The 15,762-nt window shown below is 37.9% G+C and carries 18 protein-coding genes; 16 read left to right on the forward strand and 2 right to left on the reverse strand.

Going from position 1 to position 15,762, the window contains the following annotated elements; all coding sequences use genetic code 11:
• The first annotated feature begins 1,158 nt into the window (after positions 1-1,158).
• The 3 genes from DUT70_RS17300 to DUT70_RS17310 are packed head-to-tail and all read left to right on the forward strand — an operon-like array spanning position 1,159 to position 3,734.
• Positions 1,159-2,454, forward strand: coding sequence for an NAD(P)/FAD-dependent oxidoreductase (locus tag DUT70_RS17300; protein WP_113648624.1), 1,296 nt, complete (start codon positions 1,159-1,161; stop codon positions 2,452-2,454).
• Positions 2,435-2,884 (forward strand): methylglyoxal synthase, encoded by a 450-nt coding sequence (locus tag DUT70_RS17305; protein WP_113648625.1) that lies wholly within the window; start codon positions 2,435-2,437, stop codon positions 2,882-2,884. Before DUT70_RS17300 ends, DUT70_RS17305 begins: the two co-directional genes overlap by 20 nt.
• A complete protein-coding gene (locus DUT70_RS17310; protein ID WP_240432182.1) occupies positions 2,856-3,734 on the forward strand; it encodes a hydroxymethylglutaryl-CoA lyase in 879 nt (292 codons plus the stop codon). Before DUT70_RS17305 ends, DUT70_RS17310 begins: the two co-directional genes overlap by 29 nt.
• A 313-nt stretch (positions 3,735-4,047) precedes the next feature.
• On the opposite strand, the gene DUT70_RS17315 is transcribed toward DUT70_RS17310, so the two are convergent.
• Positions 4,048-4,962, reverse strand: a complete 915-nt coding sequence (locus DUT70_RS17315) for a hypothetical protein (protein WP_128353383.1) — start codon at positions 4,960-4,962, stop codon at positions 4,048-4,050.
• Positions 4,963-5,311: 349 nt separating this feature from the next.
• Here DUT70_RS17315 and DUT70_RS17320 point away from each other — a divergent pair, with 349 nt between their 5' ends.
• The 11 genes from DUT70_RS17320 to DUT70_RS17365 all read left to right on the forward strand — a co-directional run bounded on the left by DUT70_RS17320 (position 5,312) and on the right by DUT70_RS17365 (position 13,644).
• The gene (locus tag DUT70_RS17320; RefSeq protein ID WP_113648627.1) at positions 5,312-5,518 is read left to right on the forward strand and encodes a hypothetical protein; all 207 of its coding nucleotides are present in this window, start codon (positions 5,312-5,314) and stop codon (positions 5,516-5,518) included.
• 103 nt (positions 5,519-5,621) lie between these two features.
• Positions 5,622-7,295: a tetratricopeptide repeat-containing sensor histidine kinase gene (locus tag DUT70_RS17325; RefSeq protein WP_113648628.1), complete on the forward strand. Its 1,674-nt coding sequence runs from the start codon at positions 5,622-5,624 to the stop codon at positions 7,293-7,295.
• Positions 7,296-7,306: 11 nt separating this feature from the next.
• Positions 7,307-7,978, forward strand: coding sequence for a DNA-binding transcriptional response regulator (locus DUT70_RS17330; RefSeq protein ID WP_113648629.1), 672 nt, complete (start codon positions 7,307-7,309; stop codon positions 7,976-7,978).
• A gap of 215 nt (positions 7,979-8,193) precedes the next feature.
• On the forward strand, positions 8,194-8,361 hold the full coding sequence (locus tag DUT70_RS21225; RefSeq protein WP_162926657.1) for a hypothetical protein: 168 nt from the start codon (positions 8,194-8,196) through the stop codon (positions 8,359-8,361).
• 67 nt (positions 8,362-8,428) lie between these two features.
• On the forward strand, positions 8,429-8,803 hold the full coding sequence (locus tag DUT70_RS17335; protein WP_113648630.1) for a DUF6232 family protein: 375 nt from the start codon (positions 8,429-8,431) through the stop codon (positions 8,801-8,803).
• Between the two features lie 11 nt (positions 8,804-8,814).
• Positions 8,815-9,882, forward strand: a complete 1,068-nt coding sequence (locus DUT70_RS17340; RefSeq protein WP_113648631.1) for a type I restriction endonuclease — start codon at positions 8,815-8,817, stop codon at positions 9,880-9,882.
• On the forward strand, positions 9,882-10,259 hold the full coding sequence (locus DUT70_RS17345; protein WP_128353384.1) for a DUF6804 family protein: 378 nt from the start codon (positions 9,882-9,884) through the stop codon (positions 10,257-10,259). Before DUT70_RS17340 ends, DUT70_RS17345 begins: the two co-directional genes overlap by 1 nt.
• A 1-nt stretch (position 10,260) precedes the next feature.
• Positions 10,261-10,668 carry a hypothetical protein gene (locus tag DUT70_RS17350; RefSeq protein ID WP_113648633.1) on the forward strand — a complete coding sequence of 136 codons (408 nt, stop codon included), beginning with the start codon at positions 10,261-10,263 and terminating at the stop codon, positions 10,666-10,668.
• A gap of 6 nt (positions 10,669-10,674) precedes the next feature.
• A complete protein-coding gene (locus DUT70_RS17355) occupies positions 10,675-12,000 on the forward strand; it encodes a coiled-coil domain-containing protein (RefSeq protein WP_113648634.1) in 1,326 nt (441 codons plus the stop codon).
• Positions 12,001-12,010: 10 nt separating this feature from the next.
• Positions 12,011-12,865, forward strand: a complete 855-nt coding sequence (locus DUT70_RS17360) for a hypothetical protein (protein ID WP_205529832.1) — start codon at positions 12,011-12,013, stop codon at positions 12,863-12,865.
• Between the two features lie 206 nt (positions 12,866-13,071).
• Positions 13,072-13,644 (forward strand): thermonuclease family protein, encoded by a 573-nt coding sequence (locus tag DUT70_RS17365; protein ID WP_113648635.1) that lies wholly within the window; start codon positions 13,072-13,074, stop codon positions 13,642-13,644.
• Here the strand turns inward: DUT70_RS17365 and DUT70_RS17370 are convergent.
• Positions 13,588-14,154, reverse strand: a complete 567-nt coding sequence (locus DUT70_RS17370; protein WP_113648835.1) for a Crp/Fnr family transcriptional regulator — start codon at positions 14,152-14,154, stop codon at positions 13,588-13,590. The genes DUT70_RS17365 and DUT70_RS17370 overlap by 57 nt on opposite strands.
• Before the next feature lie 110 nt (positions 14,155-14,264).
• Between DUT70_RS17370 and DUT70_RS17375 the strand changes: the two genes are divergently transcribed.
• Together DUT70_RS17375 and DUT70_RS17380 are read left to right on the forward strand one after the other, a co-directional pair.
• Positions 14,265-14,951, forward strand: a complete 687-nt coding sequence (locus DUT70_RS17375; protein ID WP_113648636.1) for an HAD family hydrolase — start codon at positions 14,265-14,267, stop codon at positions 14,949-14,951.
• Between the two features lie 184 nt (positions 14,952-15,135).
• On the forward strand, positions 15,136-15,759 hold the full coding sequence (locus tag DUT70_RS17380) for a chloramphenicol acetyltransferase (protein WP_113648836.1): 624 nt from the start codon (positions 15,136-15,138) through the stop codon (positions 15,757-15,759).
• Positions 15,760-15,762 lie beyond the last annotated feature (3 nt).

Raw genomic sequence — 15,762 nt, forward strand, 5'->3', positions numbered from 1 at the left:
AAGAAAATTAAGAGATTATCGAAAAACCCTTCTTTGCGATCTTTGCGGAAACTTATTACACCTTTGCGGTAAAACTTAGACACAAAAAATATATACCGCAAAGAAAAAGAAGAGTTACGCGAAGAACGCAAAGGTAGTTACACTTCAAAAACACGTTAATAAAGCGCTATTCAAACATCAAAAATTATTAAGAACTTTTCTTTGCGATCTTTGCGAAAACTTCATCAACCTTTGCGGTAAATTTAAGTGCTATGAAAAGATTCTAACCGCAAAGAAAATTAAGAGATTATCGAAAAACCCTTCTTTGCGATCTTTGCGGAAACTTATTACACCTTTGCGGTAAAACTTAGACACAAAAAATATATACCGCAAAGAAAAAGAAGAGTTACGCGAAGAACGCAAAGGTAGTTACACTTCAAAAACACGTTAATAAAGCGCTATTCAAACATCAAAAATTATTAAGAACTTTTCTTTGCGATCTTTGCGAAAACTTCATCAACCTTTGCGGTAAATTTAAGTGCTATGAAAAGATTCTAACCGCAAAGAAAAAGAAGAGCTACGCGAAGAACGCAAAGCAATTCCCAAATAACCAGTTAGCCAAACAACTAATCAACTATATAATTCCTTAATGTTTAAATAAAGCCAAGCTATTTATTGAAAAGCAAATTCCTGCAATAAACAAACGCACAGCCCCGCCAAGCGCTCATACTGCACAGGCCTTAACCACAAGGCTGGTATCCGCTCATGTCGGGTTTAGAAGGCAAGTGCCGTGCACAGGTTTTAATTAAATAAACCCGATTGATGCGGAAATACTTTTTGTTTTACCTGTCATCCTGATCCCGAAGGTTCGGGAGAAGGATCTCTAAGTTAACATGCTCCAGCAGTAGATTCCTCGTTCCTCGGAATGACAGCACAAAAATCAAACAAAAAGATTGCAGCGAAAGCGGGGCTACCGCAGCCTACGAAACACCAAATAACCTTTTCCAAACCGCCTTTTGTCAGCGCAATTCAACAATGCGAACAAGCGACCTAGCAAACCACCAACCAACCAATTAATTCCTATATTTACCGCAAACCAAATGGCATTTTACATGTTGCTATTTAAGTGAAGTGATATACTTTTTAACTTTACACTTTTGACTTTCAACTTAGTTTGATATGGAACACAAAAAGAAAATCGTAATTATTGGCGGTGGTTTTGGCGGGATCGAGTTGGCTAAAAAACTGAAAAGTGAAAACGTTGACATTGTCATTTTAGATAAACATAATTACCATACTTTTCAGCCCCTACTCTATCAGGTGGCTACTGGCGGACTGGAAGCTGATTCGATTGCTTTTCCTATCCGAAAGATTTTTAAGGGGCAAAAAAACCTCAAATTCCGTGTGACAGAGGTAAAAACGGTGGTTCCTGAAGAAAACAAACTAACAACCACCATTGGCGACATTGAATACGATTACTTGGTAATTGCGACGGGTTCTACCAGTAATTTTTTTGGGCAAACTGAGATTTCTCAGAACGCCATGCCCATGAAATCTATTCCCGAAGCACTTAACCTGCGCAGTTTGATTTTACAAAATCTTGAAGCAGCCATTATTGCGAAGGATCCTGAAACAGAACACGAGCTACTTAATTTTGTGGTGGTTGGTGGTGGTCCAACGGGTGTAGAAACTGCTGGGGCCATTGCCGAACTTAAAAAGCATGTACTTAAAAACGACTATCCTGAGCTTGACCTGAATAAGGTAAATATCTATTTGATAGAAGGTTCTCCAGAACTGCTGGGTGCCATGTCGGTACAAGCCCAACAAAAATCGAAAGCCTTTTTAGAAGAACTTGGCGTAACCGTGTACACTGAGGCACGTGTGCAGGGCTACGATGGCAAAACACTCTCCTTGGTGGATGGCAGAAACATCGGCTCGGCCACGGTAATTTGGAGCGCTGGGGTTAAGGGGGTGGTTTTAGAGGGTTTAAATACCGAAATTATCGTGCGAGGAAATCGTTTAAAGGTCAATGATATTAACTTGGTAGAGGGCTATCAAAATATTTTTGCCATTGGCGATGTAGCGGCCATGATTACCGATGAAACGCCTAACGGGCATCCTGGAGTAGCTCCCGCAGCTATACAGCAGGGCAAGCAATTGGCCAAAAACTTGGTGAACATTATCGAAAACAAACCGACTACGCCTTTTAAATACTTTGATAAGGGCGCCATGGCCACCGTGGGCAGGAACAGAGCGGTAGTTGATATCAATAAAATAAGATTTCAAGGAATATTTGCGTGGTTTACTTGGATGTTCGTACATTTAATGACCTTAGTGGGCTTTAGGAACAAACTGGTGGTATTTGTGAATTGGGTATGGAGTTACTTTAGCTACGATAGAGGTACCCGATTGATCATTAGACCGTTTAAACCTTATAAAGAGTACAAAAAAGCGCATGACCCAGAAAAAACTTGAAGCCAATAAAACCATTGCCCTTGTAGCACACGACCACCGTAAAGATGATTTGATTAAATGGGCTGCCACCAACAAAGAGGCACTTGCCCAGCACAATTTAATGGCTACAGGAACCACTGGTAGGTTGATAGAGGAACACCTGAACTTGCCTGTAAGGAAGTTATTGAGCGGTCCGCTGGGTGGCGACCAACAAATTGGGGCATTGATTGCGCAAGGTGAAATTGACGTTCTGATCTTTTTTTGGGATCCCATGGAGGCGCAACCTCATGATCCTGATGTGAAAGCTTTATTGCGTGTAGGCATTGTTTGGAACATTCCAATGGCCTGCGATGTGGCTACGGCCGACTTTCTCATCTCTTCGCCGTACATGAACGGCACTTATACCGCTGCACTTACCGACTATGATGAATATAAAAACCGAAAACTCTGAAAAAGCCATTAAACTGGTAGAATGTCCTCGCGACGCCATGCAAGGCTTGCATGATTTTGTACCTACCGAAATTAAAGTACAATACTTAAACTTGCTGCTTAAAGTGGGTTTCGACACTCTCGACTTTGGCAGTTTTGTTTCGCCAAAGGCTATTCCGCAAATGCGGGATACGGAAGCCGTGCTGGCCCAATTAGATTTACCTAGTAAAACGAAACTACTGGCCATTGTGGCCAACTTAAAAGGGGTAGAAAATGCGGTTAAACATGCAGAAATTAGCTATTTGGGCTTTCCTTTTTCTATCTCCGAAACTTTCCAACAACGTAATACCAATTCGAGCATTGCGCAATCCTTAAATACCGTCGAAGAAATGCTTGAACTTTGCCAAAAGCACAACAAAGAAGCCGTGGTGTATCTTTCTATGGGGTTTGGCAATCCTTATGGCGATGAATGGAGCACTGATATTGTGACGCATTGGGCTCACCAACTGGTAGAAAAAGGCGTGAAAATTATTTCAGTAGCCGATACGGTTGGTGTTTCAACCCCTGAAAAAATAACAACCATCCTCCCTCCTTTGGTACAGCAATTTCCAGCTATTGAGTTTGGTTTGCACTTACACAGTACCCCACAGCAGCGTTTAGAAAAAATTGAAGCTGCTTTTAGTGCTGGCTGTACCCGTATGGATAGTGCTTTAAAAGGTTTTGGTGGCTGCCCTATGGCTGCTGATGATTTGACTGGCAATATTGCTACGGAAGACGTAATCTATTATTTGAACGGACAAGGCACCAAATTAGGTTTAGATCTAGAGAAATGGCAGGAAGCAATGTTGTTTTCTAGCCGTATTTTTCATTAGTTTTTCGGGACCTAATGGCTATCAATCATTATATGCTGCATCCAGATCGCTTCGATGCTGCATCCAATTGACTTCCATGCTGCATCCAGATCGCTTCGATGCAGCATCCAGCTCATCTCCATGCTGCATCCAGTTCGCCTCCATGCAGCATCCAGTTCGTCTCCATGCTGCATCCAGCTGACTTCCATGCTGCATCCAGTTCGTCTCCAAGCCTTATCTAGCTTTTTTAGGCGAAACAGCAGGTGTTTTTAGCATTGCTATTGGAAACCTATGGAATACGTAAACACATTATTTTTAGGTGCGGTATTTTCCATTAGTCATTTTCTGTGGTATCTGCTTGGTTAGTGCGAGTTAACGACAGCATTTTATTACCATATTTTTCTAAGATATAAATGGTTACTGGTTTTAAAATTTTGTCCCCATTTACTGGATGTTTACCTTTTGAAGTAAAAAACTCAACTTCATTGTTAATTTTCGAATACCAAACCCTCTTCAAAGAGTTAAACGTCATGGTATCTGGCAAGGTAATTTTCTTAAAATGATCTAGTTTTTGCTGATTCAATGCTATGACTTGTGCGTCTTTAATTTGAACATCACAATCTACGGCCTTATATTCGGTGCCAGTCCAATACATGCATCCATCTGGAGGCACTCCTTTCCAATAAGCAACGCCCATGATAAGCCCTAGCGTGGCAACAATACCTGTGCGTTGAATGAAGTTTAGTTTTTTTATGCTTTTTTGTGGCTTATCCAATAACCCTATAGGTGTATTTTCTTGAACAACGGGAACATCCACTAAATTCTTTGCAGAAGAAGAAGCTCCTATTTCCTCTCTCGCTTCAACATCATTATTTTCTTTACTTGTTTCTCCATTCAATCTCTCTAGCTCACTATTTCGCCACGTTTCAAACGGTCTCGGCTGAAAATCTATAAACCAAGCAACAAATTCAACCACTCTTATGGTTGGTTCATTTGTTTTCCCAATTAGGAAATTTTGTACAGGTTTGAACTTGTCTATATCTAATTTTCCATTTTGTTCTCCATTTTTAGTGAAAAAACGGAGAATATCAGCTCCCTCCCTACCATTTTTGTCAAATGCTGCAGCTTCATCTCTCAAGCTAGACGGCGTTGGATTAGCCAAAACAATGCTAGTTCCTTTCGATTTTAAATATTCGGCATAAACTTCTGCCTGATACTTTTCATACATTTTAACAGAATTTTCAGTCAAAAATAAACCAGAATTTCTGGAATTTTTACGGTTTTCCAGAATTCCGCAAGGAACAATCAGAACGAGCGGAATTCCTTCTTTAAAAGCGCTTTAACAGCCACATCTTTGCTTCAGAAACAAGTCGTACATCGATTAGCTATCGAGTAAATGTACAAAACTAGTTTCAAAAAACGAGCGGATATCGCGGTAGTGAAAAACCGATTTGGGAAGCAGTTATAAGCTCCCGCGATTGAACCTCACCACTTCCCAAAAATTTCAGAAGGCCTTCTGAATAACCCGCAGTAAACCTAGCGCATGGTGCGCTAGGAACTGCAATTATTCTAAAACTTTTTAAATCGAGGGAAATCTCATGTACTTACCAATTTTTATTGCCATTCTTTTAGGTTTTATGGCACCAAGCAACAATACATCTACCAACAAAAGAGGCTGTGTTTATGTAAATACCAACGAACCACCTAGATATTCGACGTTTGACACAGACACGACTTCCACAGGAGTTGGGGGCGGTACTGGTGGCGACACAGGGCATGTTCCTCCACCAAGACCAAAACCATAATCTAGAAATAAGGCGGGGCAACCGCCTTATTTTTTTTCAAGAGTATTCAAAAAACAGCATGTAGCATTTTTTTTTATAATTTAGATAATTAAAAATAGCACTCTTGAAACCACTTATATTTCTATATTGTTCATTACTATTTCTATTTTCTTGTTCAAAAAATAAGATTGAGAAAATCCAAAAGGAGGACAATCCTTCACTTAGTAAAGCTTTTCAATATTATGATGAAAAAAAAGTTGACAGTGCTTTTTTTTATTTCAATAAAGCCAAAGGAGAATTAATTCAAGAAAACGATAGTCTAAATATTGGTGTAAGCTTGTTGTATATGGCAATAATATCCACCGATCAGGGAGATCATTTTGGAGCTCAAGAAATTGCATTAGATGCTCTTAAATATTTAGATAAAAATAAAAAAGAAAATTTTCCTTATCTACAATCATGCTTTAACACACTCGGTGTAGCCTATACAAAACTCAACGATTATGCTAAAGCGATAAATTTCTATACCATTTCTTTGAATTATGCAAAAGGATCCTCTTATTATTCTACCATAGAAAATAATATAGGGAATGCTTACAGTGAACTCAAAGACTATAAAAAATCGTTGGCTATATATAGTAGAATTCTAAATGAAAAGCCTAAAAGCGAAGAAGATTACGCAAGAGCTCTAACCAACATGGAAATTACCAAATGGTATCAAAATCCATCGTATAAAGCTTCTAATGAACTATTAAAAGCAATGCTTATTCGTAAACGAATTAAGGATAACTGGGGATTGAATTCAAGTTATAAACATTTAGCAGATTATTATTCCAAATACAAACCCGACTCTGCACTTTTATATGCGAATAAAAGATACCAAATGGCACAGCTAATCAATAACCCAGATGACAAATTAGAAGGGTTAGAGAAATTGATCAGATTAGCACCAACTGTCAACAGTAAAATTTATTTCGAGCGATACCAAGAACTTAATGATAGCATTTTAGCTGCACGTAATGCCGCTAAAAATCAATTTGCAGTAATACGCTATGAAGCAGAAAAGCACAAAAACGATTTTCTAAAAGCGGAAGCGGAGAATACTAAGAAGCAAAATAAAATAGTGCTACAATATTTGGCACTAGTTATACTACTCCTATTAATTGGCTTTGGCTATTTCTGGTACAGAAGACGTAAAAAAATACTTCAACAAGAAAAAGAAATAGAGGTTAAAAATACTGCCCTTACTTTTTCTAAAAAAGTGCATGATCGTGTAGCCAATAAAGTTTATCATGTAATGACAGAAGTAGAATACAGTCCAGCGATCAATAAAGAAAGTATCTTGCAAAAACTTGATGTACTTTATAATATTTCAAGAGACATTTCACACGAAACAACTGACTTAGAAGAAGACAAAGCTTTTAATCGTCAACTTTTGGAATTGCTAATTTCCTATCGTTCCGAAGATAGAGAAATCAACATTATCGGTAACCATGATGAGTTATGGTCCAATATCTCCGAAGAAGTGAAAGATGAAGTCTTCAACATTTTACGAGAGCTCATGACTAATATGAAAAAACATAGTCAGGCTACGGAGGTTACTATTCAATTTCAACAATCTGCTCAACATATTCAAATTACCTATATCGATAATGGCATTGGCATCCAAGAAAATGCTAAAAAGGGTAGTGGGTTAAAAAATACGGAAATCCGTATGAATAATATTTCTGGCACTATTACTTTTGAAACAATCCAAAATGAAGGATTAGAGATTTCAATTTCATTTCCTATTCAATAATTAAAAGTATTATGTTTCAAAAAGTATTGATCGCCGAAGACTTTCCTAGTGTTAATTATTCTGTTCAGCGAACCTTAGAAGAATTAGGCATTGCACATAACATCAAAAACCATGTATATTACTGCGATCATGCGCTCGCACGTATCCAAAAAGCATTGAACGAAAATGAACCTTACGAGCTACTAATTACCGATCTATCTTTTGATGATGATGCTACACCGCAAGAAATTAAGGATGGTGCAACGCTAATCAAAGCAGTAAAAGCCTTACAACCAGATTTAAAGGTTTTGGTATTTTCAATAGAAAACAGATTTGCCGTTGCCCAAAAACTTTTTAATGAGTTGAGGTTGGACGGTTACGTGCCCAAAGGACGTAGTGATGCTCGTGACCTACAGCTTGCCATAGAAACTATATACGAGAATAAAAAACATCTTTCGGGTAATTTGAAGAAAGTACCGAGCGATGATATAGTTTATGATTTCACTACTAGAGATATTGCTATTATCACACAAATCTTAGCAGGTGCCACTCAAAAAGAAATCGCTGAGTATTTAGAAAAAAATAATATCACTCCATCAGGATTAAGCAGTATTGAAAAAAGATTAAAAGCCATTAAGGATGATTTAAATTTCAATAATAATCAACAGCTCATTGCTTATTGTAAAGACTATAATATTATCTGATTTACTAGAATAATTTTCTTCACCTCATCTCTCTCGCAAGGATTAAATGCATTAGACAAAATCCAGCTATACGATAGTTGGATTTTTTGTTTATAGCCCATTGATTTTCTCAGTTCTCAAAGATTTCAAAATCATTTCTCCATTTACGGTTTCCCGTAAATATCTGTTTCTAAGCCTAGCTACATTTGGATAGTTAAACAATTTAATTTTTAATTATGAAACAACCAATCGGTACAAAAGCGAGAACTGGAGAGAACTGTCCAGAATCAGGTGTATGGAAAGTAGTTGGGGTTCCCTCTACAACAGCTCCTATTGCTAAAGGTAATAGAATGCCTCCATATGATGGAAAAGCTGTTACATGGGAATTAATCAGCTACGCCTAAACTATCACACTCTATAGGCTGGGTTTCTCCAGCCTATAATTTTTCCATTATCAAAACATTAAATATTATGCAAACACAAGAAGAAACATTATTCTATAAAGATCACAATGTTACAGTGACACAATCAAGATATGTCACTAATTCCAAAACATATGCAATGAGAAACATATCCTCTGTTCATGTTTTTGAGATAGTAAAGAATCATACCCTACCAGTTGTGTTAATAATTGTTGGTGCTATAATGCTAATCACAGATGGGGGCAAAGTAATAGGAGGAATAATAGCACTAATTGGTTTTTTAGTGATCATCTTCAACAAGAATCAATACGCAGTTAGAATAAGTACCAATTCCGGTGAAGCAAACAGCATAGTTTCTAGAGATAAAATCTACATACAAAAAATTGTTGACGCATTGAATGATGCAATTATACACCGAGGCTAAAATAAAATCCAATGGACCTTAAACTAAAACTAGAACAGCTTCATCAGCGTGTGATCCACCTAAAAGATCAGATCAACACCGAAGAAGCGACCAAAAATGCTTTCGTGATGCCTTTCATTCAAATTTTGGGCTACGATATTTTTAACCCTACAGAAGTGGTACCAGAACATATCTGCGACATTGGCACCAAAAAAGGCGAAAAAGTAGATTATATCATCAAAAAAGACGACGAACCTATCCTCATCATCGAATGTAAGCACTGGAAAGAAAGTGCAGACGCTCACAACTCTCAACTACATCGCTATTTTCATGTTTCTAAAGCGCGATTTGGCGTACTCACCAATGGCTTAACCTATAACTTTTATACCGATCTGGAGAAGCCAAACATCATGGACGAGAAGCCTTTTCTAACCATCAATATTGAAGATTTAAAGGATAACCCCATTAAAGTATTGGAAAGCTTCACCAAAAAAGACTACCATTTAGAAACCATCCTCGACTCTGCAGAAGCCTTAAAATACATCAAAGCCATTCGAAAAGAATTTGAAAAGGAAATAGAAACCCCATCTGACGAAATGGTAAAACTATTGGTGAGCCGTTTTTTCGAAAAGCCACTGACCGCCAGTCGCATGGTTGCCTTTAAAGAATATACCAAAAAGGCTTTGGCAACTTCTATCAACGACTCGATCAGCTATCGTTTAAAATCTGCGCTGAACATTAACGAGAAAATTGAAGTACCAAAAGAACAAAGAGTAGAACCTGTAGACGAAAACAACGATCAGCCTAAAGTGATCACTACGGATGAAGAAGTGGAGGCTTTCCATATCGTCAAAGCAATTTTAAGAGAAAAGATTTCTGCCGAACGAATTGCGGCCAGGGACACTCAATCTTACTTCGGTGTATTGCTAGACGATAACAACCGTAAACCTTTGTGCAGGCTACATTTTAATAGCGCCAATAAATACATTGAGCTATTTCACAACGGGAAAGATGCTGGCGAGAAAAGGCAATTGGCTAATCTTGATGAGATTTATCAACACAGGGACGAACTCCATCTCACCATTCAAAACTATCAATAATGAAAGCGCTGTTTGTTTTCTGTGGCATCTGCTGCTTCATGGCTTTGGCCAAATGGCCAATAGAATACTATACTTTTTTAAGAATAGTGGTTTCGTTAGGTGCCATCGCCGCCATCTACCGCTTCCTTATTCAGAAAGACCATTGGTGGGCAATCATTTTCGGGATTATCTTATTCCTTTTTAACCCTATCCTACCCATCTATTTATACAGAAAAAGCCTTTGGATGCCACTGGACATTATTGTTGGTTTATTGTTTTACGCATTGGCTTTTCTAAAAAAGAAAGAAATAAACATCACTAAAAGCCCAGCTAAAGCAACTCCTGCGAAAATTCATACCAGAGATCGAATTATTTCACCTAAAAAATCAAATCCTTAACATGGAAACCATACAAATATCAGAAAATTTAAAAGCCCATTTTCTACGCCTTTATCAATTGGCTATCTGCGACGACAATTTCAGTTCGCTAGAGCTCAAAATGCTCTACAAATTCGCAGAAGAAAGAGGAGTTACGGCCAAGAATCTAGACGAGATTTTGCTCAAACCAATCGATTCAAAAAACATCATTCCACAAGCATTGGAAGAAAAAATTGACTATTTATATGATCTCACCGTAATGATATGGGCCGACCAGCAAATAGATGACAACGAAAGATCTGCCTTGGAAAAATACATTAAACTTTTCGGCTTTGTGGAAGAAAACGCCACAGCAATAGCTGACTACTTTCTGGAAGCCATACAGAATGGAAAATCCAAACACGAAATTATTAATGAACTCCAAAACTAAAATGTGATGACTACACAGATCAAAAACATCTTTCGGTTAAAATCAATCTTACCGACCACAACTTCCAATGAAAAGCCAGAAATCAATACCGAAGAAGTAGAAGAAGCAAGACGAAGAACCTATCATGAAACAGGTTTTAGAGACAGTTCTAGAAATATGGGAACGTCACAAGTACTTTCTATTTGTTTGGATGCCATTTATGCTAAATTTCAGAATGAAGAGAAATTGTTGGTAGATAAGCAAAGACAAGCCAAAGAGCCTTATATCAATGAACAGAAAAATAAGGAAACGGAAATTAAGGCACTTACCGTGAGTAAAGAAAATAAGGAAGAACAGATCACCAGACTGAACGACAATATTAAAACGGTTAAAGAAAACATAGAGTCGTTAAAATTTGAGATTAATGATTTACCACGGAATCCAGAAGCGTATCATGTAAAAGCCGAAAAAGGTGCTACCACCAAGTTTTGGGTGGGACTGATTATTCTTATTCCAATAACACTCTATTTGTTTACTTTTTATGTGTCTACCTCATACTCTGCTTTCTTTAAGACCTTTGATCCTGAAAGCAATTTAATGGCCAATGTACTGGATCCAAAAGCTTTTGAAAAAGCATGGGCAGACGGACCACTAGAAGGGGCCTTTGTAATGCTAATTCCCTTTGTGTTTCTGGGCTTAGGATATCTTATTCACATGTATAGTGAAAATAAAAGTGTTGCCAACTACTTTAAAATTGGTATCCTATTCCTTACCACTTTTGTATTCGATGCTATTTTGGCTTACCAGATAGAAGAGAAAATCTATGAGCTGAACAAAACATTTGAATCTGCTCCTTTTGATTTAGCTATTGCGTTTACTAAAATCCAGTTCTGGGGCATCATCTTCGCAGGTTTCGTCGTGTATGTAATCTGGGGTCTTGTATTCGATTTCATTATGAAAGAGCATAAAGAAAAAGATAGAATTAAGCACCAACAACATAAACGCCAGCAAGATATTCTTATTCATCAAGAAAAAATCAATGATTTCAACAAAGAAAAAGACACGCTGATTAAAGAATTAGACAGCATCAAAGAATTGATTGCGAAAGCTCATGGAAGAATTGCCGAATTACAAAGAATTATTGATGCTGTAATTATCCCAACCAAGGAATACGCTCTATATGCCTCAGAATATGTGCAAGGCTGGGTAACCTTTATTACCGAAAAACTATTTGTTTCACGAACTGAAAACCAAAATTTAGTGAAAGAATGTATGGAGGTTTACAACGGGCATTGCGAGAGCGTTGGTGCGACCGCCGATTCTCAAAATTCAGTTTACTTATCAGTAGTTTAAATTTACGAACATGAAAGCAAAATTACTCATACTCCCTTTATTGGCACTTTTAGTAACGAGTTTCAAAGCTGCCAAAGAACCAGTGCCACAGAAAACATCTAACAATCTTAACATCAGCTTACTGCTGGATTTATCTGACCGCATAGACCCAAACAAATATCCTGACCTTTACCAGAGGGACTTGCAATACATTAAGTTTGTGCAAAAAGCATTTACCAATCATATCAAGGGTAAAAAAATCATCCAGTTAAACGATCAGATGCAGGTTTTCTTTGATCCAGCACCACAAAACCCAACCATCAATGCGCTTAGCCAACAATTGAAAGTGAATTTCAACAAGCAATCGAGCAAGAACGAGATCAATAACGTAGAAAAAACGTTCTCTGAAATTCCAGCTAAAATATATCAGTCGGCAATTAAGGATAAAACATTTATCGGTTCAGACATTTGGAGATTTTTCAAGAACAACGTGAAAGATTACTGTGTCAAGGATAATCATCGTAATATTCTGGTAATCATTACCGATGGCTATATGTATCACCAAAACAGTAAATTCACTGAAAAAAATAAAAGCTCGTACATTACTCCGTCATTTATCCAGGCAAAAAAATTAACCAATTCAAATTACAAGGATCTTATCGAAAAAAATAGATTAGGTTTCATTCCTGCAACGGATAATTTACAGGATTTAGAGATTATCGTACTCGGTATCAATCCCTCGAAGAAGAATCCTTATGAAAATGATGTGATTAACCAATACTGGTCTGATTGGTTTAAGACAATGAGCGTGAGAAAATTCTATCTAAAAAACACGGACTTAGCTACTAATCTCGAACCAGTCATCCTTAAAATCATCTCAGGATAACCAGTAAAATTTATGAAATCATTCCTTTTTATAGCCACATTAATAATCGCCTTCAATAAGTTTCAAACCAAGCCAACTGTTTATCTTTGCGACAACGGAAAAACCAATAAATATCATCTATCTAAACAATGCCGAGGAATACGCAAGTGCAATTACAAAATTGTCGAAATCAGTTTGGAAAAAGCCAAGAAACAGGGTTATGGCCTATGTGGCTACGAGTATTAACCACATTGGTGTTACTATTGCACTGCAATTTTGCTTTCAGTCAGTTCAAACCCGTTCCCGCTTGGCAAAAGGCGCTTAGTAAAACCAGCTTTACGGCAAAAATCATCCGCATTTTAGACGGTGATACCATGGAAGCACTTTACCAAAACAAGCCTGTTAGAATTAGATTGTCGCATATAGACGCTCCAGAACACAAGAAAAAACAAGCTTTTGGCGTACAGGCGAAAAAGGCATTATCCAATTTGTGTTTTGGACAAACAGTTACCGTTCATAGTGAGAAATTAGATCGCTATGGACGGTTAATTGCCGTAGTGGTCAACAACAAAAAACAAATTGTTAACCAAGAGATGATCAAATTGGGAATGGCCTGGCATTTCAAGAAATATTCTAAAGATAAACTGTATGCTCAATTAGAAGCACAGGCCAGAAAACAACAAAAAGGTTTATGGCAGTTACCAAACCCAGTACCACCTTGGGAATGGCGAAAAAAAAGAACCTTACTTAGTGCCAACAACCTTCAAGGCCCTGTTCAAACTGCGCAAGGTAATCCCTAAATAAGCGGCCATATCATCCTTACTGATCTGTATGCCTAGTTTCTGCTGCAAATCCAAAAGTTTACCCAATCCGTGGTCAACCGTATACAACTGCTGAAAAGATGCCCTACTACTTGTATTCACGATACGCTCGGCCAATTCGTGTAGTAGTAGCTTGTTTAGTGTAAGATCTTTGGCCAACAACTCCTTAAAAACAGCCACAGGAATGGCATAAGCTTCCAAAGAAGTGAGTGCCGAAACATTACAAAGGCAATTGTTATTCCTCAATGTTTCTATCTCTCCCAAAATTTCCCCATCCCCCATAAACTCCAGGATATAGTCTTTCCCGTTCTCCTCTAAAAAGTAACACTTTGCAATCCCCTCTTTTACCACAAACACTTTAAGGCAAGTCTCACCCTGTGTAAGCAATAAATCCTCTCTTCTAAAACGCTGTAAAGTAATGGATGGATAACGTTTGCTTTGGTAAAGCGCATCCACGTAAGATAAAAATTCGGTGTTTGTTCTCAGCATATCAAGGTTGGGACATTTGTCCTTTTTTGCTTCAGGTATTTCCTTCACCTTTGCAACACTTACAAAGATAATGCGATGGCAAAGTATCGCAAATAAAATAATTAAGCCAAATGAAGAATCAAATTACCACCATTGCGTTTGATGCCGATGACACCCTTTGGGAAAACGAACAATATTTTAGACAGGCAGAAGATAAATTTTCCAAATTGTTTGAACACCTGATTGCTGAAGATGTCACTAAACAACTGTTCGATATTGAGATGAAAAACCTCAAAATGTACGGTTATGGTATTAAAGGCTTTATGCTGGGCATGATAGAAACACTGGCGAAACTTAGCGGCGACAAAGTCGATACCGCACTGATCTCAAAAATATTCGAAATTGGGCACGAACTTTTGAACAAACCGATCATCCTGTTAGACGGTATCGAAAAAACCCTGCAGCACCTATACGGAAAATACAGATTGGTAATGGCAACCAAAGGTGATTTACTGGACCAAGAAAGAAAATTGGAAAAATCTGGTTTGGCAAAATACTTTCACCATATTGAAATTATGAGCGACAAACAGCCCGCCAATTATCGTAAACTTATTCAGCATTTGGACTGCAAGCCTGAAAACTTTTTGATGGTGGGCAACTCTCGGAAATCGGATATTTTGCCTGTTTTGGCCATCAATGCCTTCGCGGTGGAGGTGCCTTATCATACCACCTGGATACATGAAATGCATGAAGAGGAAATTGTACATCCAAATTTCATTAGTGTGGAGAGTATTGATCAAGTGATTCCGTTGCTGTAATAATTTGCCACAGATGCACAGATAAAAAACACGATAAGCGATTTAAACACGCTAGTTTTCGATCCACCATCTCAGCCTTCATAGAGAATGGGCGAATTAAATTACCCTTCACTAAAAGAGTGCCTAAAGGCTGAGGTAGTCAATATTCATCTGTGCATCTGTGGCTAAAAAATTAAAAAAAGATATGAAAACAATCAACATAGAAACATGGAAAAGAAGAGACCATTTTAAACTCTTCAGTCAGTTTGAAGAACCATTCTTCGGCGTGGTGGTTAATATCGACTGCACTAAAGCCTATGCGCAGGCTAAAGCAGCAAAGAAATCGTTTTTCCTACACTACTTGTACAGAGCACTAAAAGCAGCGAATTCCATTGAAGAATTTCGTTACCGCATTTTAAACAACGACGTTATTCTCCATGACCAAATTAGTGTTTCCACTACGATCAACAGGCCAAATGGCACTTTTGGTTTTGGTTACTTCGATTATAATATCGATGAAAACATCTTCATCGCAGATGCTCAAAAAGCCGTAGAAGAAGTACAAAACACCGAAGGATTGATCCCTTCAAAAGCAGGCGCAAGTGAAATACATTTTTCGGCCATTCCGTGGATAGATTTCACCTCCTTATCGCACGCCCGCAGTTTCAGCTTTCCAGATAGTGCACCCAAAATTTCCTTTGGAAAAGTTACCGAACAAAACGGAAGCAAAACAATGCCCGTGTCTATTCACATCCATCATGGTTTGGCCGATGGCTACCACGTGGGGCTTTTTGTAGAGAAATTCCAAGCTTTAATGAACGAAGCTTAATTC

The sequence above is a fragment of the Pedobacter chitinilyticus genome (genome assembly GCF_003313385.1).
GTDB classification, from domain to species: Bacteria; Bacteroidota; Bacteroidia; order Sphingobacteriales; family Sphingobacteriaceae; genus Pedobacter; species Pedobacter chitinilyticus.